The 26,307-nt window shown below is 65.8% G+C and carries 21 protein-coding genes; 9 read left to right on the top strand and 12 right to left on the bottom strand.

The features are described from left to right. The first annotated feature begins 480 nt into the window (after nucleotides 1-480). The 3 genes from AC3WMR_RS01520 to AC3WMR_RS01510 are packed head-to-tail and all read left to right on the top strand — an operon-like array spanning nucleotide 481 to nucleotide 3,721. Nucleotides 481-1,254, top strand: coding sequence for a response regulator (locus AC3WMR_RS01520; RefSeq protein WP_492262394.1), 774 nt, complete (start codon nucleotides 481-483; stop codon nucleotides 1,252-1,254). Between the two features lie 3 nt (nucleotides 1,255-1,257). Continuing rightward, nucleotides 1,258-2,661 (top strand): sensor histidine kinase, encoded by a 1,404-nt coding sequence (locus AC3WMR_RS01515; protein WP_492262393.1) that lies wholly within the window; start codon nucleotides 1,258-1,260, stop codon nucleotides 2,659-2,661. Further along, nucleotides 2,651-3,721, top strand: coding sequence for an ABC transporter substrate-binding protein (locus tag AC3WMR_RS01510; protein WP_492262392.1), 1,071 nt, complete (start codon nucleotides 2,651-2,653; stop codon nucleotides 3,719-3,721). Before AC3WMR_RS01515 ends, AC3WMR_RS01510 begins: the two co-directional genes overlap by 11 nt. Before the next feature lie 8 nt (nucleotides 3,722-3,729). Here AC3WMR_RS01510 and AC3WMR_RS01505 read toward each other — a convergent pair whose 3' ends face one another. The 5 genes from AC3WMR_RS01505 to AC3WMR_RS01485 form a co-directional block, all read right to left on the bottom strand. Continuing rightward, nucleotides 3,730-4,353 carry a response regulator transcription factor gene (locus tag AC3WMR_RS01505; protein ID WP_175190935.1) on the bottom strand — a complete coding sequence of 208 codons (624 nt, stop codon included), beginning with the start codon at nucleotides 4,351-4,353 and terminating at the stop codon, nucleotides 3,730-3,732. Then, nucleotides 4,350-5,429, bottom strand: coding sequence for a sensor histidine kinase (locus tag AC3WMR_RS01500; RefSeq protein ID WP_492262391.1), 1,080 nt, complete (start codon nucleotides 5,427-5,429; stop codon nucleotides 4,350-4,352). The genes AC3WMR_RS01505 and AC3WMR_RS01500 overlap by 4 nt, the downstream gene beginning before the upstream one ends. A 449-nt stretch (nucleotides 5,430-5,878) precedes the next feature. Continuing rightward, the gene (locus AC3WMR_RS01495; RefSeq protein WP_025136995.1) at nucleotides 5,879-6,070 is read right to left on the bottom strand and encodes a hypothetical protein; all 192 of its coding nucleotides are present in this window, start codon (nucleotides 6,068-6,070) and stop codon (nucleotides 5,879-5,881) included. An 18-nt stretch (nucleotides 6,071-6,088) separates the two neighbouring features. After that, on the bottom strand, nucleotides 6,089-8,863 hold the full coding sequence (gene mgtA, locus AC3WMR_RS01490; protein ID WP_492262390.1) for a magnesium-translocating P-type ATPase: 2,775 nt from the start codon (nucleotides 8,861-8,863) through the stop codon (nucleotides 6,089-6,091). A 118-nt stretch (nucleotides 8,864-8,981) separates the two neighbouring features. Further along, a complete protein-coding gene (locus AC3WMR_RS01485) occupies nucleotides 8,982-9,329 on the bottom strand; it encodes a hypothetical protein (RefSeq protein WP_492262389.1) in 348 nt (115 codons plus the stop codon). A gap of 376 nt (nucleotides 9,330-9,705) precedes the next feature. Between AC3WMR_RS01485 and AC3WMR_RS01480 the strand changes: the two genes are divergently transcribed. Then, entirely contained in the window at nucleotides 9,706-11,235 is a 1,530-nt protein-coding gene (locus tag AC3WMR_RS01480) for an NCS1 family nucleobase:cation symporter-1 (protein WP_492262388.1), read from the top strand. 35 nt (nucleotides 11,236-11,270) lie between these two features. On the opposite strand, the gene AC3WMR_RS01475 is transcribed toward AC3WMR_RS01480, so the two are convergent. Next, nucleotides 11,271-12,326 carry a hypothetical protein gene (locus AC3WMR_RS01475; RefSeq protein ID WP_492262387.1) on the bottom strand — a complete coding sequence of 352 codons (1,056 nt, stop codon included), beginning with the start codon at nucleotides 12,324-12,326 and terminating at the stop codon, nucleotides 11,271-11,273. Nucleotides 12,327-12,574: 248 nt separating this feature from the next. On the opposite strand from AC3WMR_RS01475, the gene AC3WMR_RS01470 reads away from it, so the two are divergent. The 4 genes from AC3WMR_RS01470 to AC3WMR_RS01455 all read left to right on the top strand — a co-directional run bounded on the left by AC3WMR_RS01470 (nucleotide 12,575) and on the right by AC3WMR_RS01455 (nucleotide 16,008). Further along, a complete protein-coding gene (locus AC3WMR_RS01470) occupies nucleotides 12,575-13,750 on the top strand; it encodes a YjgN family protein (protein WP_492262386.1) in 1,176 nt (391 codons plus the stop codon). Next, nucleotides 13,740-14,840 (top strand): M48 family metallopeptidase, encoded by a 1,101-nt coding sequence (locus AC3WMR_RS01465; RefSeq protein ID WP_492262385.1) that lies wholly within the window; start codon nucleotides 13,740-13,742, stop codon nucleotides 14,838-14,840. Before AC3WMR_RS01470 ends, AC3WMR_RS01465 begins: the two co-directional genes overlap by 11 nt. A gap of 90 nt (nucleotides 14,841-14,930) precedes the next feature. Further along, nucleotides 14,931-15,182, top strand: a complete 252-nt coding sequence (locus AC3WMR_RS01460) for a DUF4262 domain-containing protein (protein ID WP_492262384.1) — start codon at nucleotides 14,931-14,933, stop codon at nucleotides 15,180-15,182. A gap of 7 nt (nucleotides 15,183-15,189) precedes the next feature. After that, a complete protein-coding gene (locus AC3WMR_RS01455; RefSeq protein ID WP_492262383.1) occupies nucleotides 15,190-16,008 on the top strand; it encodes a hypothetical protein in 819 nt (272 codons plus the stop codon). A gap of 12 nt (nucleotides 16,009-16,020) precedes the next feature. Here AC3WMR_RS01455 and AC3WMR_RS01450 read toward each other — a convergent pair whose 3' ends face one another. Beyond that, entirely contained in the window at nucleotides 16,021-16,986 is a 966-nt protein-coding gene (locus tag AC3WMR_RS01450; RefSeq protein ID WP_492262382.1) for a Bug family tripartite tricarboxylate transporter substrate binding protein, read from the bottom strand. Nucleotides 16,987-17,039: 53 nt separating this feature from the next. Then, a complete protein-coding gene (locus AC3WMR_RS01445) occupies nucleotides 17,040-18,626 on the bottom strand; it encodes a sulfatase family protein (protein ID WP_492262381.1) in 1,587 nt (528 codons plus the stop codon). A gap of 140 nt (nucleotides 18,627-18,766) precedes the next feature. Here AC3WMR_RS01445 and AC3WMR_RS01440 point away from each other — a divergent pair, with 140 nt between their 5' ends. Next, complete coding sequence (locus AC3WMR_RS01440; protein WP_492262380.1) at nucleotides 18,767-19,672, top strand: LysR family transcriptional regulator; 906 nt, start codon at nucleotides 18,767-18,769, stop codon at nucleotides 19,670-19,672. A gap of 11 nt (nucleotides 19,673-19,683) precedes the next feature. Here the strand turns inward: AC3WMR_RS01440 and AC3WMR_RS01435 are convergent, their stop codons facing one another. The 4 genes from AC3WMR_RS01435 to AC3WMR_RS01420 form a co-directional block, all read right to left on the bottom strand. After that, complete coding sequence (locus AC3WMR_RS01435; RefSeq protein ID WP_492262379.1) at nucleotides 19,684-22,131, bottom strand: TonB-dependent siderophore receptor; 2,448 nt, start codon at nucleotides 22,129-22,131, stop codon at nucleotides 19,684-19,686. Nucleotides 22,132-22,219: 88 nt separating this feature from the next. Next, nucleotides 22,220-23,170: a FecR domain-containing protein gene (locus AC3WMR_RS01430; protein WP_492262378.1), complete on the bottom strand. Its 951-nt coding sequence runs from the start codon at nucleotides 23,168-23,170 to the stop codon at nucleotides 22,220-22,222. Nucleotides 23,171-23,176: 6 nt separating this feature from the next. Continuing rightward, the gene (locus AC3WMR_RS01425) at nucleotides 23,177-23,704 is read right to left on the bottom strand and encodes a sigma-70 family RNA polymerase sigma factor (RefSeq protein WP_183006718.1); all 528 of its coding nucleotides are present in this window, start codon (nucleotides 23,702-23,704) and stop codon (nucleotides 23,177-23,179) included. A gap of 114 nt (nucleotides 23,705-23,818) precedes the next feature. Beyond that, nucleotides 23,819-26,260, bottom strand: coding sequence for a TonB-dependent siderophore receptor (locus AC3WMR_RS01420; protein ID WP_492262377.1), 2,442 nt, complete (start codon nucleotides 26,258-26,260; stop codon nucleotides 23,819-23,821). Between the last annotated feature and the right edge of the window lie 47 nt (nucleotides 26,261-26,307).

Below are 26,307 nucleotides of genomic sequence, written 5' to 3'. Positions count from 1 at the left end.
ATGTGCGGCCTTGGCTTGCAAGGCGCTGGGGCGCAAGACTAGGAAGAAAAGCTGTCTGGAACCTGTCGGAAATATTGGGGTCGGGGCGGGTTGGGGATTGTTGCTGGTGGGAGCGGTAGGTATGTAGGCCGTCCGGGGTGGCGTTCGCCTGGGAGGCCGCGCCAACGATTGCGGTCCGGCGCGCGGGCGCCGGACTGCCCTAGGCGGGCCCCCCCTTCGTCATCGTCGTACGCCTTCGGCTCCCTTCCGATTCCCTCGGGCGCATCGACGGCGCGGCCTCCCAGGCGAACGCCACCCCGGACTACGAATGTCTTGGCTTGGGGCGCTGCTAGGCCACGACGGGGCGGGAGGGCGGTGCGGGGCCCGTCATTTTTGGCCGCGCGGGCGGCCAAGAAATGGCTTACGCGGTGGGGTGCGTTGGCAGGGTGGTCGCTGCGCGCTTGCGGGGGTCGGCGGTGGAGGCCATGCGACAATTTGGGGATGCGGATACTCGTTATTGAAGATGATGAAGATTTGGCCGACGCGCTCGTGCGACGATTGCGGCGGCTCGGGCATGCCGTGGATTTTCAGGGGGATGGGCTCAGTGCGGATGGCGTGTTGCAGTACGAGACCTTCGATCTGGTGATTTTGGATATCGGGCTGCCGCGGATGTCGGGGTTTGATGTGCTGCATCGGTTGCGGGATCGGGGCAGCAAGACGCCGGTGTTGGCGTTGACGGCACGGATCGATATTGAAGATCGAGTGCATGCGCTGGATACGGGGGCCGATGATTACCTGGCCAAGCCGTTTGATTTTCGCGAGCTGGAAGCGCGGTGCCGGGCGTTGTTGCGGCGGCCCAGTGCGCAGGCGGCGGGGATGTTGCGGTTTGGGGAACTGGTGATCGATAGCGCGGCGCGGCATGTCAGCCTGGCGGGGCAGCGGATTGAATTGCCCAAGCGCGAATACAGCCTGCTTGAGATTTTGCTGGCGGGCATGAACCGGGCGGTGAGCAAGTCCGAGATCGCGAACAAGCTGTTTGCGTTCGATGACGAGGCGGCGCCGAATGCGATCGAGGTCTATATCGCGCGGTTGCGCAAGAAGCTGGAGGGGTCGCCGTTGCGAATCGAAACGCAGCGGGGCACGGGGTATCTGCTGACGGCGGTGGACGAGGCTGGAGCGGTCCGCGCCGACACGGCCACCCCGCGCGACACCGACTTGGCGTCGCCGGGTGCGGCGACGGCATCGGCGCCCTTGCCCGAGCCTTCACGAGACTGATTCGTGCAACCCCGGCGCATCTCCGTTCGCCGTCGCTTGCTGGCGATGCTGCTGGCGCTGTTCGTGGCGGGGCTGGGTGCGCTGTATCTGCTGGTGCGCGGCTATGCGCAGCAGACGGCCGACACGACCTATGACCAGTTGCTGCGCGCGTCGGTGCTGTCGATGGCCGACAGCCTGCAACTGGTGCAGGGCGACTGGCAGATGGATATGCCGTATGCGGCGCTGGCGCTGCTGGAACAGGCGCCGCGCGACCGGGTGTTCTACCGGGTGGCGGCGGCCGATGGCGGCTTGATTTCCGGGTATGCCGATTTGCCGGCGCCGCCTGCGCGCGGTGCGGACACCGCCGATACGCCGCAGCTGTATGCGGCCAGCTACCAGGGCCAGCCGGTGCGGGTGGCCTGGATGGAACGCAAGGTGGCCGGCCCGCGCGCGACCGAAGCCGCACGCATCCAGGTGGCGCAGACGCGCGAGGCGCGCGATGCGCTGGCCGACAGCATTCTGTGGCAGGGCACGCTGGCGTTGATCGGTTTTACGGCCGCGGCCTTGGCGCTGGCCTATTGGGGGCTGCACCGATCGCTGTCGCCGATCCAGCGCATCGAACGTGAACTGGCCGGGCGCAGCGCTTCGGACCTGCATCCGATTGCAGCGCCGGTGCCTGAAGAACTCGACACACTGGTGCATTCGCTGGACGGCTTCATGGCGCGCCTGTCGGAAAACCTGGATACGCTGCGCCTGTTCATCGCCGAGGCGGCGCACCAGTTGCGCACGCCGCTGGCGGCGCTGCATGCGCAGATGGAAGTGGCGCTGGACGAGGAAGACCCGGCCGAACAGCGCCGCAGCCTGCTGGCCGTACTGCGCAATGCCGAAAAGCTGTCGCGGCTGGTCAACCAGTTGCTCAGCGACGCCAGTGTCATTCACCGCAGCAACCTGCGCAGGTTCGAACCCGTGGACCTGGCCGAGCTGCTCAGCCAGGCGGTGTACGACACCGTGCCGCAGGCGGATCCGCAGCCCGATGTGCGGCTGCACTTGCCGGACGCGAGCACCCCGCCCGCCCGCGTGCCCGGCGACAGCCTGATGCTGCGCGAGGCCTTCAAGAACCTGGTCGACAACGCGCTGCGTCACGGCGCATCGACGGACGGGCACATCGACATCCGGCTGGAGCCTGACGACGGGCACTGGCGCATCACCGTGTCCGACTGCGGGCCCGGCATCGCGCCCGCATTGGCGCACAGCGCCTTTGAACGTTTTTCGCGTGGGCCCAATCCGCGCACGCCGGGCGCGGGCCTGGGGCTGTCGATCGTCAAGCGCGTGGTCGACATTCACCAGGGCCGGCTCAGCCTGAGCAACCGGCCCGAGGGCGGCTTGCAAGCCCAGGTCATTCTGCCGGTCAAACGCCATGACGCTTAGACGCTCTACCCTGGCCCGCCTGAGCGCCGCCTGCGCCGCCCTGCTGCTGGGCACGGCCAGCCAGGCGGTCGAAACCAGCGGCGACGGGCTGACGCTGGGCCCCGCCGCCAGCAAGCAGGTGCTGGTGGTGCACGCATCCAACAGCGTGCAGGTATTTCGCGGCGTGCTGGACGACTTCAGCCGGCTCAATCCCGGCGTGCGGCTGGAATACACGGAACTGTCGACCCAGGCGCTGTACAGCGACACCGTGGCGCGGGCGTCCCAGGCGCCCGCTGCCAAAGCCGGCCCGGACCTCATCATCAGCAGCGCCATGGACCTGCAGACCAAGCTGGTCAACGACGGCCATGCCCAACCCCATGTATCGCCCGAGACGCGCGCCCTGCCCGCCTGGGCCAATTGGCGCGACGAGGTCTTCAGCATCGGCACCGACCCCATCGTGATGGTCTACGACACCCGCAAGCTGGACGCCGACCGTGCGCCGCGCACCCGCCGCGACCTGCTGGCGCTGCTGCAAGCGCCCGACCAGCCGCTGGCCGGCCGGATCTCGACCTACGACGTGGAAGGCAGCGGCATCGGTTACCTGGCCGCCACGCAGGACGCGCGCCTGGACAGCCTGGCCGGCGCCCTGCTGGCCGCCTTCGGCCGCAACCGCGTCGCCGTGCACGAATCGACCGAAGACGCACTGGACAAGCTGCAACGCGGCGAGATCACCCTGGCCTACAACCTGCTGGAATCCTATACCCGCCACCGCATCGCCCAAGGCGCGCCGCTGGCCGTGATCTATCCGCAGGACTACACCCTGATGCTGTCGCGCTCGGCCATCATTCCGCGGCAGGCGCCGCGCGCGGACCTGGGCGCCCGATTCCTGGACTACCTGCTGTCGCCGCGCGGGCAAGAAATGGTCGCGCGGCAATCCGGCATGCGGCCGGTGGGCGCGTCCGTGATTCCGGCGGCGGGGGTGCGGCCGGTGGGGCTGGGCGTGGGCTTGCTGGTCTACCTGGATCCGCTGAAAAAGCGGCATTTCCTGGATGTGTGGCGAGCCGCCGCACAGCCTCGGTAGCGGCCCGCTCAGCCACCCAGCTGACCACCCGCCCGCACCAGGTCGGCCAGGGTTCGCACCTGCATCTTGCGCATCACCCGTCCGCGCCGCACCTTGACCGTGATCTCGCTGACATTCAATTCGGCGGCGATCTGCTTGTTCAGCATGCCGCGCACCACCCGTTCCATCACGGCCTTTTCGCCGTCGGTCAACGTATCCCAACGCGCCCGCACCTCTTGCGAACCCGTCAGGTTGGCCAGCTGCGCGCGGTCTTGCTCGATCGCGGCGTGGATGGTATCCAGCAGGTCCTGATCACGAAACGGCTTGGTCAGGAAGTCCACGGCGCCCAGCTTCATGGCCGCCACCGACATCGGGATGTCGCCATGGCCGGTGATCATCACCACCGGCAGGCGCCGCTGCGCCTGTTGCATGCGGCGCAGCAGGTCCATGCCGCTCTGGCCCGGCAGGCGTACGTCCAGCACCAGGCAGCCGGGGCCGGCATCCGCACCGCTATCCAGGAATTCCTGCACCGAACCGTAGCCGCGCACCGGCAGGCCGACCGAATGCATCAGGTCTTCGAGCGACTCGCGCAGCGAGGCGTCGTCGTCGACGATATGGACGGTAGCGGGTTCAAGCCGCGCGGATGCATTCATGGTGATTCTTCCTCGGGGGCTGCCGGCAGCGTGAAACAGAACACCGCGCCGCCACGCCCGGCGGGTTCGGCCCACAAGCGGCCGCCATGGCCTTCGATGATGCCCCGGCTGATGGTCAGGCCCAGGCCGGTGCCGTCCGGCTTGGTGGTCCAGAAGGTGTCGAACAGGCGCTCACGCGCCTGCGGGCTCAGGCCAGGGCCGCTGTCGGTCAGCGAAAACTGCACCAGCCCGGGTTCCTGCAAGGCCAGGCGCAGGATCAGGTGGCGTGCGCCCACCGGGGTGTCCTGCATGGCTTCGATGGCGTTCAGCACCAGGTTCACCACCACCTGCCCCAGCTGCACGCGGTCCCCCAGCACGGCGGGTACGCGTTCCTGGATGCGGGTGGACAACGACACCTCGTGGCTGGCCAACTCGCCGCCAGCCAGTTCCAGCACGTCGCCGATCACGTCGGCCAGATCCAGCCGCACGCGCTGCGGCGTGGCGTTGCGGGCATCGCGGCGAATGCGCGCAACCACCTCGCTGGCGCGCGTCACGTCATCGGTCATGCGCTGCAGGGCGCGCAGGGCGCGTTCGATGTTCGGCGGATCATGTTCCAGCCAGCGCTGGCAGGCGCTGCCGCTGGTGGCAATGGCCGCCAGCGGCTGGTTGATCTCGTGGGCGATCGACGCCGTCAATTCCCCCAGGCTGTGGATGCGGGCCATGCGTGCCAGTTGCGTGCGGGCCTCGAAGGCGGCGTCTTCCGCCGCTGCGCGCTTCAAGGCCAGGTACGCGGTCACGCCAATGGCCGCGATACTGATCAATGCGTTGATCACCCCCAGTTCGCGCAGCGCCCCGCCGTTGGGCGTCAGGTACAGGCTGAGCAGGGTCAGCACCGCGCACGCCACCGCCACCACGGTCACCCCGCGCCGGGGCAGGAAGCTGAACGCGGCCAGGATCACGGCCACGTAGAACACCGCCACCGCAATTTCCAGCCGGGTAAAGGTATCCGCCAGAAACACCGCCGCCATCAGCACGACGAGCAGCGCAATACCCGCGCCCGGGCGCTGCTTCAAATACCTGGCCGGCTGCTGGAACATGGCGCGACAACCCTGTTGGTAGGAAAGCGACGCCCGCGAATAGCCGCCGCGCGCCGCAACACGCCATTGTAGAGACTGGCGAGGCCCCCGGCCTACCTCCGGAAAGCGGGCGTATACCAATGTATATGCCGGCCACCCCATTCCCGCCTCGCACCGCGCCGGGCCGGTTTCTATAATTTTCCAACCCCCTGGGCGGCGCGTCCCTGCCGCCACGGCCCTTCCTTCAGCGCTCATCGGCAGCCTCCCATGAAACTCTCCATCAAGGCGCTCTGGATCGCACGCGGCGCCGTGCTCGTCGGCATCTGGATCGCGCTGGGCGTGATCCAGATGCTGCACGGCGGCGCCTGAGCGGCACGGCCCTTCTTCCCCGGCGCCACCACCGTTCATCCGCTCCAACGAAAAGGGCAAGACCGACATACCGGTCTTGCCCTTTTCAATGCCTCACCGTATCAGGGCAGCAGGCACAGGATGCCGCCCACGCCCAACGTCCAGACCAGCAGCATCGGCACCAGCAGCCGAAGCGGAATCAGCGGGCCGTCCGGGATATCGGGCAGGTCGCCCCCGCGGCGCGCCATGCGTTCGGATTCGTACTCATGCATGTCGCGCGAGAACTTGCGCATTTCCTCGAATGCCTTTTCCATGAGGATTCTCCTGGCATGTCAGTACCACCGGCCGTAGCGGCGGATGTAGAACGTCTTGACCTGCTGCGTCAGCGCGATGTAGCCCAGGATCGTCAGCGCCAGCCAGCCGAAATACACGGGCGGCAGGGCCACGAACCCGATCGACTCGGCAATCGGCGAAAACGGCAACCAGCACGCCAGCCCGATGGCCGCCGTGGTGGACAGCAGCACCGGCAGCGACGCCGTGCTTTGCAGGAACGGAATCTTGCGGGTGCGTAGCATGTGCACCACAAAGGTCTGCGACACCAGGCCCTCGATGAACCAACCGGAATTCATGATGGTCTGGCCGCCGTCGCCGCCATGCAGCGCGTAGGCCGCCCCGGCGCCGAACACCGTCCACATCAGGAAGTACGTGGTGATATCGAACACCGACGACGTCGGGCCCAGCCACAGCATGAAGCGCTGGATATTGCCCGCCTCCCATTTGCGCGGCTTCTTCAGGAACTCTTCATCCATGCGATCCCACGGCAACGTCAGTTGCGAGATGTCGTAGACCAGGTTCTGGATCAGCAGCTGCAGCGACAGCATCGGTTCCCACGGCAGCCACGCGGATGCCACCAGCACCGAGAACACGTTGCCGAAGTTCGAGCTGGCCGTCATGTTCAGGTACTTGAGGATGTTGCCGAAGGTCTCGCGTCCCTTGATGACGCCCTGCTCCAGCACCATGAGGTCCTTTTCCAGCAGCACGATGTCGGCCGTTTCCTTGGCGATGTCGGCGCCGCTGTCCACCGAAATGCCCACGTCCGCGTCGCGCAGAGCGGGCGCGTCGTTGATGCCGTCACCCAGAAAGCCCACGGTATGGCCGTTGGCCTGCAGGGCCTTGACCACCCGCGACTTCTGCAGCGGCGTCAGCTTCGCGAACAGCACCGCCTTCTCGACCCGGCGGCACAGCGCCACGTCGTCCATCTGCTCGATATCGCTGCCCAGCACGACGCGGCCATCGCGCTCGGCGCCCAGGTCCAGCCCGACATCGCGGCAGACCTTGGCGGCCACGATGGGGTTGTCGCCCGTCAACACCTTCACCGCCACGCCGTAGTCGTTCAGCGCACGAATCGCGGCCTGCGCCGAATCCTTGGGCGGATCCAGGAACGTCAGGAAGCCGCGCACCACCAGCCCGCTTTCATCGGCGGTCTGGAACTGCGTGCGGCCCGTGTCTTCCAGGCGGCGCGAGGCCACCACCAGGACCCGGAAGCCGTCACGGTTGTAGGCCTCGGCGCTGCGCATCAGGCGCTTGCGCATGGCGGCATCCAACGGCTGCTCGCGGCCATTGCAGACCACGCCGGTGCTGACCGCCAGCATTTCCTCGACGGCACCCTTGGTGATCATCTCCAGGCTGCCGTCCGCGCCACGCACCACCACCGACAGGCGCCGCCGCACGAAATCGAACGGAATCTCGTCGACCTTGCCGTAGGCGTCGCTGCGATCCCAGCCGCGCAGGTCCAGCGCGCGGGCCAGGATGGCGCGGTCCATCAGGTTGCGCTGGCCGCTCTGGTTCACGCTGTTCAGCCAACCCAGGCGCAGCACCTCGTCATCGATCTCGCCGTCGACGTTGAAATGGTGTTCAAGAATGATGCGGTCCTGCGTCAGCGTGCCGGTCTTGTCCGTGCACAGCACGTCCATCGCGCCGAAGTTCTGCACCGAGTTCAAGCGCTTGACCACGACCTTGCGCCGCGCCATCGCCACCGCCCCCTTGGCCAGGTTGGCCGAGACGATCATGGGCAGCATTTCGGGGGTCAGCCCCACCGCCACCGCCAGCGCGAACGTCAGCGCGGTGACCCAGTCGCCCTTGGTGACGCCGTTGATGACGAACACGATCGGCACCATCACCAGCATGAACTTGATCAGCAGCCACGACACGCTGTTCACGCCGCGGTCAAAGCTGGTCTCGACCCGCTTGGTCGACACCACGTTCTTGGCCAGCGAGCCAAAGTACGTGTTGGCACCCGTGCCCACCACCACCGCCGTAGCGGTGCCGCTGACCACATTAGTGCCCATGAAGCAGATGTTGGCCAGGTCCAGCAATTCGGCGTTTTCACCGGCCTTCGCATCGGCGCGCTTGGCGCTGACGCTGCCCAGCGTGTCGTACTTTTCCACCGGCAGCGCCTCGCCGGTCAGGATGGCCTGGCTGATGAACAGGTCGCGCGATTGCAGCAACCGGATGTCCGCCGGAATCATGTCGCCCGCTTGCAGCTCGACGATGTCGCCGGGCACCAGCTCATTCATCGGCACCTCGCGCCGCGCCGGCTCGCTGGCCTGGCTGTCGCGCCGCAGCACCGTGGCGGTGCTGCGCACCATGGACTTGAGCTTTTCCGCGGCGCGGCCCGAGCGGTATTCCTGGATGAAACGCAGCAGGCCGCTGATCGTCACCATCGTCAACATGATGATGATGCCAGTCCAGTCACGGTCCGCCGGATTGGCAAACTGGATGTCAGTCAGGTACGACACCGCCGCCAGGCCCAACAGCACGAGCACGAACGGGTTGCGGAACGCGCGCAGCAACTGCAGCCAGGCGGGCGCCGGCTTGTCATGGGCCACTTCATTCAGGCCATCGACCGCGCGCCGCACCACCACGTCGGCCTCGGCCAAGCCGGACCGCTGCGTCTGCAACGCCTGCAGGCTGTCGTGCACCGACAGCCCCGCATGGCGCGCCACCGGCATGGTTCGGCGCTTGTCCGCCGCCGCATCCGGCGTGCGGTTCTTTTCGCTGCGCGGCCCGCCCGGGGCCGGCAGCGTCGCTTCTTGGACTTGTTTCATGTTCGCTGCTCCCACCCGCGTTCGCCGTCGGCCGGGGGGTGCCAACGCGCGAGCGCAGGCGTCCCCGTTCCATGGCGAGCGCGGGCTCGATGGATGTTGAGAATCGAAAAAGGTTGGATCAGAGGTGGGTCGGCGCCACCACCGGCGCGGGCTGCGCGCGGGCCGCTGGCGACACGCCCACGCGCAGCGTCTGCACGCCCATGTCGCGGCACAGATCGCTGAGCCAGGTGATCAAGGGCCAGGGATTGCCCGTGTCGCTACGCAAGCTGATGGCCGTGCAGGCCTGGTCGCCGTCGGCGGAATAGCGAACGTCGGCCACGCTTTCGTCGCGTTGGCGCAGTTCCTCGTACAGCCGCTTGCGGATCGAGGCCAGCACGGCGGGGCTGCCGTAGAACGTCAGGGTGATGAAGGCCGGCGCGGTCGGCGCCCGGCGCACGGAGGTCGGGGATTGGGTCGAAAACAGCATGCGCGTCTCCTGGAAACAGGGAGATCCGCCCGAAGGCGTTCAGGTGGCGCATGCGTGGCGCGGCTCCGTTATCAGGATGCGCGCGGCGGCTGGCAATACGTGTCGTGCAGACCTGTCATGCCCGGCATGCGCCGTCGGTTCGGGTACTTCCGTCGTCTTCCACGGCGGGCTCCTTTAGGTTTGCGACAAGCGGCAGTGTAGGGGCGGCCTCGCGTTCCAAACAGGCCGGTGGGCATATACCTTGGTATCGATCGTGCGCGACGGAACGTTTCCACTACTGGGGAAGACCCTGAATTCAGTATCAGACGGGTCCTAGTCAACCACCGACGCCATGAACGGTAGTGTCTTGCCTTGCGAATCACAAAGGCATCTGGCCATGGTTTCGAACACGCTCACGCCCTCTCTGCCCTGCCCCTCGGCAGCCGACGAATCTCCGGCATCGTCAGACACCGCCTTGCATCCGATCAGCCCGCGGCTGCACAACGCCGACCTGGCCCCATCCCAGGTCGAAGGCCGGCGCTGGAGCGCCTACAGCCTCTTTGCGCTCTGGACCAACGACGTCCACAACATCGCCAACTACACCTTCGCCATCGGCTTGTTCGCCATGGGCATGTCGGCGGGCCAGATCCTGGCGGCCATGACGCTGGGCGCCACCCTCGTGTACCTGCTGATGAACCTGTCGGGCTACATGGGCCAGCGCACCGGCGTGCCGTTTCCCGTCATCAGCCGCTTGAGCTTCGGCATTCGCGGGGCGCAGTTGCCCGCCCTGATCCGGGCGGTAATTGCCATTGCCTGGTTCGGCATCCAGACCTACCTGGCCTCGGTCGTGCTGCATGTGCTGCTGGCCGCGGTCGCGCCCGACCTGACTCGCTACGATCACGGCAGCCTGCTCGGGCTATCCGGCCTGGGCTGGGCCTGCTTCCTGGCCGTCTGGCTGGCGCAACTGGCCATCCTGGCCTACGGCATGGAAATGGTGCGCAAGTTCGAAGGCTGCGCCGGTCCCGTCATCCTCATCACGATGCTGGCCCTGGCGGTCTGGATGGTGTTGCGGGTCGACGGCCGCATCGCCTGGTCCACCGGCGCCGCCCCCACCGGGATGGCCGCCTGGAACAGCGTGTTCTCGGCGGCAGCCCTGTGGCTGTCCATCTACGGCACGCTGCTGCTCAATTTCTGCGACTTCGCCCGCTCTGCCCCCAGCGAACGCAGCATCCGGCGCGGCAACTTCTGGGGGCTGCCGATCAACATCCTGGTGTTCGCGGGCATCAGCGCCGTCTTGGCCGGCGCACAGTTCAGCATCGACGGGCGCGTCATCACCAGCCCCGCCGACATCGTCGCGGCCATTCCCGACAAGCTTTTCCTGGTGCTGGGCTGCCTGGCGCTCATGATCGTGACGCTGGCCGTGAACCTCATGGCCAACTTCGTCGCTCCCGCATTCGTGCTCACCAACCTGGCGCCGCGCTACCTGAACTTTCACCGCGCCGGCCTGATCAGCGCCACGCTGGCGGTATTGATCCTGCCCTGGAAGATCTACGGCAACCCCGTGGTCATCGTGTATTTCCTGTCGGGGCTGGGCGCGCTGCTGGGGCCGCTGTACGGCATCATCATGGCCGACTACTGGTTGATCCGAAAAACCCGCGTGCACGTCCCCGACCTGTACACCGAGGCCAGCGCCGGCACCTATTTCTATGCCCGCGGCGTCAACCCGCGCGCCCTGATCGCCTTGGCCCCGTCGGCCACGCTGGCCATCGTCATCGCGCTGGCGCCGGGGCTGGAAGCCCTGGCACCCTATTCATGGTTCCTGGGCGCCGCAGTCAGCGGCGGGCTGTACTGGCTGATTTCCGACCGCCGGCGCATGCATGTGCATGACGCGGGCGAACACCTGGCGGTGGCCAACAGCCGGCATTGACGCGCCTGGCCCCGTCAGGACGTTCCGATCCGCCCTCAGGCCAGGTATACGGCCACCTCGTCCGGCGTCAAATAACGCGTGAACGTCATCAATGGCTGCTGCGCGTCGTGGATCGCGCCATTGAAGCCTGACCAATTGCGCTTGAGGCCTTCGTCGGTTTCCAGTGCAATCAGCACCCGCTTGCCCGCCTTGGCGGCGTTGTCACGCAGCGCCGCCTCGCCCCAGGCCAGGCGCATGATGTTCTGCAGCGCGCCGTCGGCGTAGGCATCCCCCTGCAACCACTGAAAATCCGCCGTATCGCCGTCCGCATCCGGCTCGCGCGGCGCGATCTCGCGCCGCACGCCCAGCGCCTGGGCATGTTCGCCGATCAGGATCTGCAGCAACGTAAAGGCATGGAAATTGTTGTTGATGCCGTGCGCCCGGGCCACGAAGCCCGTGCCCGACGTCGGCAACAGCACCACCAGTTCGTCCTCATAGCTGATGCGCGCCGCCAGCCACAGAAAATGCAGCTGCTCGAACGGCAGGCTGTCGTTCATGGTGGTCATGGCATACAGGCGCTGCAACAGGACTTCGTCGTCGATCAGCGCCTGATGATTGCGCCGATCGCGCATCACCATCGCCATCATCGGCAGCACCAGCGTGTCCACGGCTTCAACCCGCGCGTCGACCTGCCAGCGCTGGTCGTCCGGCAGCGCCTCGAGCCGGGCCTGTGCGTCGCGCCAGGCCTGACGATCCGCTTCCTCGACCTCTTCGTCATCTTCTTCGACTTCCTGCGCGCAATACGGCTGCAAGGTCTCCAGCCACGGGCGCAGCAGCGCCTGCAGCGTCGGAAAGAGCAACACCGGATCGGCGCCGTCTTCCACCAATGATCCGCACATCAACGCCAGGGCCGAGGCGCGGCTGGGATGCAGGGTCGGCAGCAGGTCGGCGCAGAATCGCAAGGCGGCGTCGGCTTGCTCCGGCTGCTGGATGTCGCCGTAGAACGCGCTGAGTTCCGGACGCTTGAAGAACGTCTCCAGGGAATCCAGGTCGGCGGGGGTGCGGACCGGGGTCTGCAGGGCGGTGGCGAGAGCGGTGTGGGAGGTTGGCATAAATGGGAGTCGATTGGATTCGATGCGCGAACGGTGAAGCGCCGTTGAGGACAATGGCTGTGTTACCAGGGCAGTACGTCGTCCTGTCAACCAGTTTACCGGTCTACGGCAGGCCCTCTGAGCGATCGGCCGTTCCTTTGCCCCCCCCATCGCCGACCCGATATGCAGAATTAGATTCATCTAATGTTCGGCGCGTTTTCCGATGGCTACGATCCGTCGTTGATTCGATCATCTACGGAAACCATGCCATGTCCCAGCCAAACACCACCGCCGGGGTTGCCGCCGGCGGCCTCCCGGGCGCCAGCGCCCCACGGGCGATCCCGAACCTGCAACGACTGCCCGTGCGATTCAACGGCACCGCGCGCGACTATTTCGGCGTCTGGATCGTCAATCTGATGCTGAACATCGTCACCCTGGGCATCTGGTCCGCCTGGGCCAAGGTTCGTACCTTGCGATGGTTTTACGGCCATACCACGCTCAATGGCCACGGTTTCGACTACCACGCCACAGGCGGCCAGATATTCAAAGGTCGCCTGATCGCGTTTTTGGTCATTGCCGCCATGATGGTCTCGGCCTTCCTCTGGCCGCGAAGCACCTTGATCTGGTATCTCTTCCTACTGATTGTGCTGCCTTGGGCCATCAACGCCGCGCTGCGTTTCAATGCCTACATGACGTCCTGGAGCAACGTGCGCTTCGGATTTGTCGCCAGCTACGGCCAGGCACTGATCGCGTTCCTGCTGCTGCCGATCGTCAGCGTGTTCACGCTGGGGCTTCTGGCTCCGCTGGTCACGCAGTATCAAGCGAAGTACATGGCCAGAGGCTACCTGTATGGGAAGCTCCCTTTTTCGAGCACGCCGAGGCTCGGTGCCCTGTATGGCGCCCTGGGTCGCAGCATATCGATTTTCATCGGCATCGGTTTGCTCGTCACGCTGATTGTCTACCTGCAAGGCGAAGCGACAGGCAGCCATTTTTCATTGACCGCATTGCTGCAAGTCTTCGGCATCTTGCACCTGCCCGCGGGCCAGGCCCCCGACGGCGACGCCGCGGCCTCTTTGGGAATGCTGAACTTCATTTTCCTGGGCTTCTACGTAGCGATCTTTCTCAGCGGCCTGTACTACCACACCTGCGCCCGCAAGGAGATCCTCAATCAATGCGTGGTCAAGGGTGGTCACCGCCTGCAATGCCATGTGTCGCCGCTGCGCTACGTCTGGCTGGTGGTTTCCGGCCTCGTCGTCAGCCTCTTTACCCTGACTTTCGCCTACCCGTGGGCCCACGTGCGCCAATACCGCTACCTGATGCAGAGCATCACCTTGCTTGCCGCGCCGGGGCTGGATCAGGTCATGACGCAACATTCCAGTGAGCCCGGCACATTCGGCGGCGAATTCAGCCAGCTTGAAGGCTTTGCCAGTGCCGGTGTCGTCTGACCCTGCGCAGCCAGGCAAGGCAGCCCAGCCCGAGGCGGCCGCGGCACATCGCCCGGCCGCCTCGGGCGGCGGTGACATCCCGGGCAGGCTGTTCGCGCCCGGCTCGGCCGCCCACCGCGCCGCGACCCTGGAATGGCGGTCGGACGGCAGCCTCTGGCTGGATGACGCCACCACGCGGCAGCCTCTGGCACCCCGCGGCCTGCGCTGGTCCAGCCGCGTCGGCAACGCCGCTCGTCGCACGACGCTGCCTGATGGCGCCGTCTTTGAAACGGCCGACAACGACCAGGTCGACCTGTTGGAAAAAGCCCTGGGACGCCGACGCGGCGCCCTGGTTCATCGCCTGGAATATCTGCGCGCACCCGGCCTGCTGGTAGCCGTCGCCATCACGGTGATAATCCTGGTCAGCCTGCGCTGGGCCATCCCCTGGGCGGGTGACGTGGCTGCCCAGCTCGTCCCGCGTTCAGCAGAAGACCATATCGGTGCCAGCGTCATGGATTCGCTGGACAACCTGGGTCTGGGCCCGACTCAATTGCCCGTCGCCACCCGCCAGGCCATTCAGGCGGTCTTCGATGACCTGGCCGCCCAGGCAGACGTTCCACGCGGTAGCCTGCGGCTGGCCTTTCGTCACGGCGGCAGAACCATCGGGGCCAATGCCCTGGCCTTGCCCGGCGGCCAGGTCATTGTGACCGACGAACTGGCCGCCCTGGCAAAGGCCCCCGACGACCTCGCCGGCGTCCTGGCTCACGAGATCGGCCACGTCCAACACCGTCACGGCCTTCGCCGCCTGGGTCGCCTGGCCGGCCTGTCCGCTGTGGCGCTACTCGTCACGGGCGATATCTCCAGCTTGAGCCATGACATCGGCCTGCTCGGCGTCGGCTTGCTGGACCTGTCATATTCGCGAGATTTCGAACGCGAAGCCGACACCAGCGCCATCGCCCTGATGCGCAAGACCCATCGCGATCCGGCACTGCTGGCCGTCATGCTGGAACGCTTGAGCCAAAGCACGGACAAGACTGGCGCATCGCATGGCTGGCTGTCCAGCCACCCGTCCACCGAGGAGCGAATTCGGCTGATCCGTGAAGGGCCTTGACCGGCGGTGAAGAGGGGCAGTGGCGCCGCAAGGGCGGCCAACACGCCGACACTACAATGTCCCTACGCCAGACCGCCCCCCGGAACCCGCATGCCCATCCCCGACATCGCCACCGCCCTGGATGCGCCCGTCGACAAATCCCACTACCCCGACCACCTGGGCTGGAACCGCTGGTTCCATGGCGGCGACGACTTTCCCTTTGTGCAATTGTTCTGGCCCGACAAGACCGGCGTGTTTCCCGGGCAAGCCGGTGCAACGGACGCGTTCAAGGCGTTGCAGCCGGACCTGTCGGAAACCGGCTGGGTCTGGCCTGCCGTCCCCTCGAAACCGTCCCAAGGATAATTCCAGCATGGCCTCGATCAATCACGCCCAGGCCCTGAAGAAGCTGGCCGCAGACACCCTGGTACAAACGCTGGACGAAGACCTGGCCCGGCTCATGACACGCCTGATGGCCTATGCCCGGCACGATGAGGCATCGGCAGCCAACCTAGGCGCCCGCGCGTTGCCACAGGTGCTGCGCCGCTGGAACTGCGTGCTGCAGGCAAACGACGACGCGGTGTCGGCCCTGTACCGCCGCAAGACCGCTGTCGCGCTGGTCATCCTGTTGCACAAATACGGCATCGCCGACGCCACCCTCTCAGCACAGGCCGATGCCGCCATCGACGCCCTGAATGACGCGGTTGCGCTCAGCGACGACTTCCACCGCAAGACGCCGGATATCAAGCAGGCGTTCCTGCATACGCCGCCCACCCCGCTCAAGCGCGCCCCCGGGCAACCCGACAGCCTGACCTTCTACCGGGCCGGCGATGTCGTGTCATACCAGCTGGACGGCCACTACCACGTCGCCTACGTCCATCGCTGCGCCAGCACCAACAGCAGTCCGATCATCGAGTTCTACGACGTGGTCTTCGACCACGTGCCGTCGATGGACGAATTGAACGGCATCCCCGCCAGGGGCCGCCGCTATAACGATGGCACCTTGCGCATCGAGCGCCTGTCGGTGTCCGGCATGAAGTTCATGCCCGATCCGGCGGCGCAGTTCGTGCTGGTCAAGGCCTGCGTGGAAACACCGCCGGATAACAGCCGCCTGCAAAAGAGTGTTGGACTGTATGGGGTGTCGGATGTGTTTGAGATACAGGAGCAGGTGACGGGGATGTTCGGCGCCTGAGGGCGAACCTACTTACTCCCCCCGAATCCCCGCCCCTTTTATCACCGCGATCCACCCCTCGCCTTCCCGCAGCACCCAGTCTTTGGCCCTCTCCGTTCCCGCGAACGGCCCCCGCACGCCCAGGCCCGCCATGGTCTGCTGGAATTCGGGCAAGGCGTATACCCTGGCCAGCACCGCCTCCCACGCCTTCACGACTTCTTGCGGCGTGTCCTTCGGCGCCATCACCAGATACCCGAACGTGGCGTCGTAGCCTTCCAGCGCCTTCACGCCTGATTGGCCTACGGTGGGAACATCGGGCAGATCCGGGTCCCGCGTGCTGCCGGCCACCGCCAAGGCTTTCAATTTCCCCGCCTGTATCTGGGGCAGTACGCCAGGGGTGCCCAGGAAGCCGACCTGGATCTGATCGCCCAGCAGCGCGTTGACGGCGGGGGCATTGCCGCGATAGGGAATGTGCGCCGCTTCCATCCCCACCGCCAACCGCAGCTTCTCGAACGCCAGGTTGCCCGGGCTGCCGGATCCCGCCGAGGCATAGGCGATGGGATGGGTCTTGGCATACTGCAGAAGCTCCCCCAGAGTCGTGACACCCAGGTCCGGCCGCACCACCAGCGTCATGCCGAACGTGCCTGCCAGGCTCACGGGCGTCAATCGATCCGTCACATCGCGGTCCAGTCCTTTGAAGATGTGGGGATTGACGGTCATGACCGTATCCAGCGTCATCAGCAGCGTATAGCCGTCAGGCGCGGCCTGCGCCACGGCTTGCGCGCCGATGTTGCCTGATGCGCCCGAACGGTTTTCCACCACGATCGTCTGGCCCAGCAGCTTGCCGGCATGCTGCGCAATCGCCCGCGCTTCGATATCCAGGGGCCCTGCCGCGGGAAAGTTGACGATCAGCCGGATGGGACGCGCCGGGTAATTCGCCGCAATCACGGACGGCGCCACCCACAACAACGGAATGCAGAACAGGAACGACTTCAACATGGGAATCTCCTGCAGGGCGGCGGCACAGCGGCCGGCGCCGGAATGGGAAGGTGTCAGGCAATGGCCGACGGATGCGGGCTGGTCTCGGCGTGCCGGATCATGCTGCGGGACAGTTCGAACAGCAGCTCGGCGCGCAGCACGGCGCAAGCCGGCTCGTCCCACAGATTGCGCAGCTCGTGGGGGTCGTGCTGCAAGTCGTAGAGTTCGCCCCAGATCGCGTCGGCATAGACGCTCAGGCGATGACGCGTGGTTTGCAGGGTCCGCATACGGGTGCGGCCCGCAAAGCCGAACATGGTGCGCTGGCCCTCTTCTTCGATCAGCACCGCATCGCGCAACACCTGCGCCGCGCCGGACATCAATGGCAACATCGAGGCGCCTTGCATGCCGTTGTAGGCGGGCAAGCCGGCGCGGTCCAGCACGGTGGCGGCGATGTCGGCGGTGGAACACAACGCCTGACTGCGGGCAGAGGCGGGGCGAGCTTGGGGATCGTGCCATATGAAGGGGGTGCGTATCAGGCTTTGAAAGTGGACGGGGCCCTTGAGCAGCAGTTGATGGTCGCCAAAGTAATCGCCGTGATCACTGGTGAAAATGACCACGGTGTTCTCGTCCAGCCCCGTCTGGCGCAGCGTCTGCAAGACGCGCCCGATGGTGGCGTCGATGTGGCTGATCGAGCCGTAGTTCAAGGCAATGGCCTCGCGCGCCTCGCGTTCGGTGCACGCGAAGATGGCGGGCGTGTGCTTGACGGCCTTGCGCTGGTCCCGCTGCCAATACAACCACGCAACATGCGGGGCCGGCCGGTGATCCGGCGCGGCGCTGGCATGAAACGAAGGCGGCAGCGCGACGTCCTCGGGGCGGTACATGCTCCAGTATTTGCCGTGCGGCGTGAACGGATGGTGCGGGTCGGGAAACGAGCACTGGATGAAGAACGGCTGTTTGCCCGCCGCGTGCTCGCGTAGCTGCGCAATGGTCCGGTCGCCAAGATAGGCGGTGGTGGAGCATTCTTCCGGCACGCGGGTGCGCCATGCCTGATGATGTTCGGTCAGCACGAACCCGGGCGCGGGCAGCGCATGTTCGGGGCCCCATTGGCGTCGCACTTCAGGGTGCGTCCTGGCGAGCCAGCGTTCGTAGTGCCCCCAGACCTGATCGCCGTGATCGACGGCCAGATCCACTCGCTGAAAACCGTAGAACGGCGTCAGCAGGTCATGAGTGGGGTCGTTGCGCCAAAGCGGCCCCCACTCCTGATCGTAGTTGCCCGGCTCGGCGGTCCAGGCCTCGCCTTGCGACGGATCACTGCCTGCCGGCGGCCACACAGGGCCCTTGCCGGTCATGTTCTGCAGATGGCCCTTGCCGATCAACGCCGTGGCATAGCCCGCTTGCCGCAGGCGCTCGACAAACGTCGTGGCGCGTTGCGATAAGGGAATCCCGTTATGGCGCACGCCGTGTACGGACGGCATCCGGCCGGTCATCAGCGTCGCCCGGTTTGGCATGCAGATGGGCGAAGCGACATAGAAGCGGTCGGCGGACCACCCTCGCCGCGCCAGCGCATCCAGTTCGGGGGTATGCACGATCGGGTTGCCATAGCTTCCCAGGTGATCGGCGCGCTGTTGGTCCGTGATGAACAAAAGGAAGTTCGGCTGCATCCTGTCTCCTTGGCGCCGATTGAATGCCGGGTTGGCGCTGTTGTGAGCCCATTATGTGGAGCCGGGATATAAATGGATAATGAATTAATCCACCTCAGTCATAACCGCGTATTTATGTCTCGACCCAGGGAATCTCTCGCATGGACTGGACTCACCGCATCCGCTTGCGCCATCTGGCTATCCTGGTGCGCCTGTGCGAAACCCGGAACCTGAGCCAGGTAGCGACCGAACTCAATATCACGCAACCGGCGCTGTCGAAGTGGCTGAAAGACCTGGAACAGGCTATTGGCCTGCCGCTGTTTGACCGGCACGCACGCGGCATCGAACCGACGCTTCACGCGCTGGAACTGCGCACGCATGCGCGGGAAATCCTGGGCAAGCTTGGACGTGCGCAAGATGCCATGACGCAGCTGGCACGCGGCGCCACCGGCACGCTGGCGGTGGGCGTAACCCCCAACATCGCCCCCGTGCTGCTGCCGCCCGGCATCCAGCGTTTTCGTGAGCGCTATCCCAAGGTATTGCTGCGCATCGCGGAAAACACACTGGATTATTTATTGCCGCTGATGCAGGAAGGCACATTCGACATCGTCGTCGGACGGCTTGAACAGAAATCCTTGCCGCGCAACCTGCATTATGAAGAGCTGTACGACGAACCCATCTGCCTGGTCGTCGGCATCACCCATCCGCTGGCGAAAAAACGCAAGGTCACCTGGCAGGACGTGCAGCGGTATCCGTGGATATCGCCCGGCCCCGCCACGCCGATGCGGATGCGGCTGGAATACGAACTGGCGCTGGCCGACCAGCCCGCGCCCTGGCACCAGGTGGAATCGTCGTCGGTGTTGGTCAACCTGGCGCTGCTGGCCGATTCCGACCTGGTAATGCCGATTTCTCAGGGATTGGCGCTGCACTTTTCCAGACAAAACCTGCTGAAAGTGCTGCCGTTGGCGATGCGCAGCCGCGGCGTGACGGGCATGGTCTGGAGGGAAGCCGCGCAGTCCTCGGACCACGCGGTGTATTTCATGGAGAGTTTGCGATTGGCACGTTGATGGCGTGCTCATCAATACCGGTAATTCACCCCCAGCATCGCGCTGAATGGCGCCCCGTAGTAATTGCTGTAGACGTTGGTGCTGGCGTAATACTTCTTGTCCAGCACATTATTCAGGTTCAGCGTGGCGGACCATTGGCGGTTGAACTGGTATCGCGCCATCAAGTCCAGCAAGGCATAGGCGCTTTGAGAAGCCTCGGCCTGGCGGCCGCCGGGCCCGCGGCTGGAATAGCCGCTCTGGCTTTCCCAGCGCACGCCGCCGCCTACCGTCAGGGCACTCCAATCGCCAGGCAGGCGATAGGTGGTGTAGAGCTTGGCGATGTGGCGCGGCAGGCCGACCTGGGTCGTAAAGCCCTGGGGCAGCTTGCGGTCCACGTAGGCGTACGACAGCTGCATCTGCCAGCCCGGCGTGAGCTCGCCGCTCACTTCCGCTTCCACGCCGCGCATCACCGCGCCGTCGGCGGCGACGAACGCGCTGTCGCCGTTGGGCGCCAGGCGGTCGCCATCCAGCATCGCGTAGTTGTCTTGCCGCGTGCGGAAAAGGGCCAGCGATCCATTCAGGCGGCCGTCCAGCAGCGTCGTTTTCAGGCCCACTTCATACGTGTTGCCCTTGATGGGCGCCAGCACGCTGCCCGACACGCTCTGCGCCTGTTGGGGCAGGAAGATGCTGGTGTAGCTGGCGTAGGCCGACAGGTTGCTTGTCAGGTCGTAGACGACCCCGGCATAAGGCGTGTAGACGCCTTGCTCGCGCATGTTGTCCGGGTAGGAAGAACCATCGTTATAGGTATAGGACGCTTGCTGATCCCACCACGTCACGCGCGACCCCAGCACCAGCGACAAGGCCTCGGTGGGACGCAGACGCGCGGCGCCGTAGATCGACGCTTGCTTCTCGGTGTAATAGCGCTTGCCGGTCGACTGCCAATCCGGTTCAGGCATGTCGCCGTCCCACGCGCGGATGTCCGGAATCTTGGGGTCATAGCCGGGAGCCAGCCACAGCGGATAGGTGTCGTAGTCCGCCTTGGTGCGCGACGCGTTGACGCCCAGCACCAGGTCGTGCTGGCGGCCAAGCGCGTTGAAGGCGCCAGACAGGCTGGCATCCACGGCGTTCTGGGTCTTGGGGATGGGCCATTTCGCGACCCAGACCGAGGCGCCCTGCCCCGTCTGCGGATTGGCCCAACCATTGCTGCTGAACCAGCCGTAGGTGCGGTCATTGTCGTCGCCAGTGCGCGACAAGGTGACGGACCCTTTCCACAAGGGTGCAAACTCGTGGTCCAACGTGGCAAAGACGTTATAGCGCGTGCGTTCCTGGCGGCTCCAGTTGGTCGCCGAGTTGAAGCGCTGGGGAAAATCCGTCTGGGAGCCGTCCGCATACACGGCGGGAAAGCCGAAGTACGAGCACGCGGTGCATTTCTTGCGCTGGTATTCCGCGCCCAGCGTCAACAAGGTGCGCTCGGCCAGGTCGGCCTCGACCACGCCGTAAAGCAGTTGCGAGTCCTGCTTGACGCGATCAATGAACGAGCCGCCTTCCTGCCATGCGCCGACCAGCCGTCCGCGCAATTTGCCGGACTCGTCCAGCGGGCTGCCCAGGTCGAACTCGGTGCGCTTGTAGTCCCAGGACCCAATGGTGACGCCGGCGCCGGCCTCGAATTCCCGCGTGGGCCGCTTGCGCACAAGGTTGATGGATGCCGCAGGGTTACCCGCACCGCTCAGCAGGCCGGTGGATCCGCGCACGACTTCGATGCGGTCGTACAACGCGGTGTCCAGGCCCAAGGCGTTGAAATCCTTGTGCGTCGGCACGCCGTCCACCTGCATGTTGGTGATTTCCATGCCGCGCGCGTACAGGCCTTTTTCGTTGTCATCGGCCGACCCCTTCTTCTTGAAGGTCAGGCCAGGCGTGTTGGCAATGGCGTCTTCCAAGGTGTTCAGACCCTGGTCGGTCAGGCGTTGACGCGTCATGACCGACACGGACTGCGGCGTTTCGCGCAGGGTCATCGGCAACCGGGTGGCGGTGGTGGACAAGCCGACGGTGTACGAATCCGTTCCCTCGCTGGGCCCCGGCTCGCGCGAGCCCAGGACTTCCACCGGCGCCAGTGTCTGCGTGCCGGCGATGCGCAAACCGTAATTGTTGGCGCCCTGGTTGATGGCCTCCAGGCCGGTGCCGGCCAGCATGGCGGCCAGGCCCGCGGCAACGCCATAGCCGCCTTGCAACCCGGCGCTTTGCTTGCCCTGGGTCAGTTGCGCGTCGAACGACAACACCACGCCCGCCTGGGCGGCGAACCGGCTCAACGCCAGGCCCAGCGGCCCCGCAGGAATGTCATAGTGGCGGGCGGTCTCGACCTTGGGCGCGGCTTGCGCCTGCGCCGCAGGCGCGGCGCCGATCGCCATCGAGGCCGCCAGGACAGCCAGCGCCAACGGCGCGAAAGCAAAGAAGGGGCGGCAGGAAGCAGTAGTAGAGGACATGAACAAAGGTTTTCCGTGACTTGAATCCAACGTGATCCCTGCTAAGTCGGACGAGCACGAAAAAAGGACAATGCCTCTGGAAAATAAATCAGCCGCGCGCCACCACACTGACGTAGTAGCGGGTGAAACGCGATATCCGGACCGGTAGCGCGCGCTCGACGGCGGCCAGCGCCCGGTCGGTATCGTCGATGGGGAACGCGCCGGATACCCGCAGGGAAGCCACGGCGTCGTCGCACCGCAGCCGGCCAGGACGGTAGCGGTCCAGCTGGTCGATCAGGTCGCCCAGGCGCCAGTTGTCCACGATCAGCAAGCCCCGCGTCCAGGCGTCGGGTTCACCGGTGACCGCGCCAGCGTGACGGGCGCCCGAGGAATCCAGGGTGCCCAGCTCGCCGGCCTGCAGGATCACCTCGTCGCCGCCCGCCGCCGCTTGCAACGCCACGGCATGGCGCAGCACGGCCACCTGCGTCCGGCCTTCTTGGCGATTGACGATGAAGCGCGTGCCCAGCGGGCGCACGGTGCCGTGCACGGTGGCGACGCGCAGCGGCGGCAGGCCCCGCGCCGCGTGTTCGGTGTCGATCAGGATTTCGCCCGAATGAACGGTGATCTGGCGACCCTGCGCATCGATCTTGACGTCCACCGCACTGGCGCTGTCCAGCCACAGCAGGGTGCCGTCCGCCAACCGCAGTTCGCGGCGCTCGCCCGTGCCGGTCCGATAGTCGGCCAGCAGACCATCCACGGGCAAGGCGCGCCAGGCCAACAGCCCGCCGGCGCCGAACAGCGCGACGGCGCCCAGACCGTTGCGCAGCACCGCGCGGCGGCGTGAAAAATGGCGGTCGACCCGGTTCAGGGTATCGGCCGCCAGAAGCGCGGGCGCCGCCCCCAGCGTGCCGCGCAGGCGTTCGACCTGGCGCCAGATGCGCGCGTGCTCGGGGTCGGACGCCAACCAGCGGCCATGCGCGGCCACGTCAGCGGGGGTGACGTCGTCCGCACATAGCCGCGCATACCATTGCGCCGCGGTCGCGATTGTCTTGTCCGCCATGGCCGCCTACTGCCGGGCCAGCGCGTACACGAGGCAATGCTCGGTGGCGCGCGCCATGTACTTCTTGACGGAACTGACGGTCACACCCAGGGCGGACGCGATCTCGGCGTAGCTGGCGCCTTCCAGCTGCGACATCAGGAAGGCGCGCCGCACCTTGTCACCCAGGCCGCACAGCATGGCATCGATCTCGCGGATGGTTTCCAGCAGGATGGCCTGGGTCTCGGGGGAAATGGCGCTGGCTTCGGGTTGCTGCGCCAGCGTTTCCAGCCAGGCGCGTTCCAGCACCTGGCGGCGGATATGGTCGACCAACGTGCGCTGGGCCACCGTGGCCAGGAAACTGCGCGGCTGGCGGATGCCCTGCAGCTGCGCCATGGACGCGGGCGAGGCCAGCAGGCGCAGGAAGGTGTCCTGCGCCAGGTCGGCCGCCTCGGCCGGTACGCTCAGGCGCCGCAGCAGCCAGCCGCGCAGCCAGCCATGATGATCGCGATAGAGCCTGCCAAGCTCGCGGTGCTCCAGGGATTCCGTGGACGACATGGCCGTGGGGTGACTGCTTTCAGATTTTCGGGAATGGGAATTGTAATCATTATTGATGGAAGCGAACAATCCGTCCGCCTCCCGCTCCCCGTCATCCGGCCCCGGCGCGGTCTGCTAGAACTTGTAGCTGACCTTCATCCACACATTCCGGGGCGTCCCGTAGTTGTACCCGTTGTACCCGCCCAGCCCGCTGTAGTACCGCTTGTCGGTCAAGTTGTCGATGTTGATCGACGCGGCAACCTGCCGGCTGAATTCATAGCGGGCCATCAGCCCCAACAACGTCAGCCCGCCCTGCGTCGCGCGGCCCAGGCCGCTGGATTCGTCGTAATAGATCCCGCTCTGGTAGTTCACGCTGGCGCCGACCGTGAGCTTGTTCCATGCCCCGGGCAGGCGATAGCTGGCCGCCACCCGGAACAGACGCTCGGGGTAGTTCGGCAACAGCAACGCGCCTTCGTTGTCGCGCTTGGCGAAGTAGGTATATCCGCCCATCAGCTGCAGACCACGCGCGACTTCGCCGGCCACCGTCACCTCAAAACCCTTGCTGCGCGCGCCCGCCACGGAACGGTACGGCGTGCTGCCGTCCGGCAACGGCGTGCCGCTCGGGTCTTCGACCGGCACATTGGCTTCCTGGGTGCGGAAGACGGCAAAGCTGGTGTTGAGCTTGCCGTCCAGATGTTCGCCCTTGAGTCCCAGCTCGTAGTTCTTGCCGGTTTGCGGCGGCAGCAGCGCATTGGTGGCGTCGCGTTCGGTGCGGGGAATGAAGATCCGCGTATAGCTGGCATAGGCCGAGAACGTGTCGTTCAGGTCCAGCACCGTACCGGCATAAGGCGTGAATTCGCCGTTCGCCTTGGCGGTGGGATTGGTGGTCCAGAGATTGGCGGGGCCGTTATAGGACTTGGATTTTTCCTCGTACCACGTGGCGCGGCCGCCCAGCACGAATGACAGGGGTTCGGCGATTTTCAGGCGGGCAGAACCGTAGACGGCGGTTTCCTTGGCGTCCAGGAAGGTGTTGTAGAAGGTGTAGAACTGGCTGGGCTTGGGGAAATTCTGCAGCTGGTAGAAATTGAGCGGCCGGCGGTCCCAGCCGTCGGGGTTGGCCGAATCCAGGTTCAGCTCGCTGGTGTAGTCGTTGACGCTCACGCCCAACGACGCCTGATGCTCCCTGCCGAATGCCTGGAAGGGGCCGGTGGCGTACAGGTCAAAGGACTTGTTGGTGGAGTTGGCCGGATTCTTGCGAATCTCGATGGTGGAATCGCCGTTCTGCTCGACAGGGAAGTATTCGAAAAGGTAGCCCCAGACCGCGCGGCGTTCGTTCTTCAGGCGGCTTGCGTCCATCTTGACGCGCCAGCCGTTGTCGAAGCGATGGTCCAGCGTGACGAAAATCTTGTCGCTGTACATATCCCACTGGCTCCATGGGGTGCCGGGGTTGAACGAGCGCGGAAAGTCCGTACGCGTGCCGTCGCTGTAGAACAGGGGCGCCTGGCCGAAGTTAGCGCCGTCGATGGCGGTCTTTTGATGTTCGAAGCCCACGCTCAACAGCGTGTTGGGCGTGATATCCGCTTCAAGGATGCCGTAGAAAACATCGTCGGACCGCTTGCGCTTGTCGATGAAGCTGTCGCCCGCGGTGCGCGAGGCGATGGCCCGGCCCCGCACGGAGCCAGAGCTGTTCAGCGGCCCGCCCAGATCCATCTCCAGGTTGTAGTTGTTCCAGCGGCCCGCGCCCGCAGTGACGTGGCCGGCGAATTCGCCGGTGGGCCGCTTGCGGATCAAGTTGATCGAACCGCCCGGCTCCCCCACTCCATTGAGCAAGCCGGCCGCGCCGCGCACGACTTCAATGCGGTCGTAGATGACGGTGTTGATCATGCCGACCTCGGCCGCGGGCGTCTTGAACGCAAACGTGGGCACGCCATCGATCATGGTGTTCATGGCAAAGCCGCGCGACGTGATGGTGACGCGCTCGTCCTGCTTGTCCGCCACGACGCCGGGGGTCTGACGCAGCACGTCGTCCAGGGTCGTCAGATTCTGGTCGTCCATCTGCTGACGGGTGACGACGCTGACCGACTGGGGCGTCTCGCGCAGGGACAAGTCCATGCGGGTCGCGGACGAGGCGGTCCGCGTCGTGTACGAACCGGTGCCTTCGCTGACCGCGTCGCCGTCGCGGCTGCCCGTCACGGTGACGGCGGGCAGCGCGGTCACGTCAGCCTGGGGCTGGCGGCGCAGCGTGTAGCCGCCATCGGCCCGCCTCAAAGGCTCCAGCCCGCTGCCGTCCAGCAGCTTGCGCAAGCCCTCTTCGAAGCCATAGCTGCCATTGAGCCCCGCCGTGCGCAGGTCTCGCGTCAGCGCCGGATCGAACGACAGCAACACGCCCGCGCGCGCGGCGTAGGCCGATAACGCGGCGCTGAGCGGGCCGGGTTCGATCGCCACCGCGACCGGCGCGGCGGACGTCTGCGCATGGACGGGCACGGCCAGGGCAGCCAGCGGCAGCGCGAATGCACGGGCGCCGCATAGGGCGCGACGGGACGCGCTGGCGCGCAGGCGGGGTAAACGCGGGGGCATGACGGGCACTCCAACAGTTGGTCTTACCCTCGTAGCCAGATGAGACG

The sequence above is a fragment of the Achromobacter sp. FW305-C-28 genome, assembly GCF_058783235.1.
Note: the sequence above shows the minus strand (reverse complement) of the source record. Positions and strands in the feature narration are given on the sequence as shown.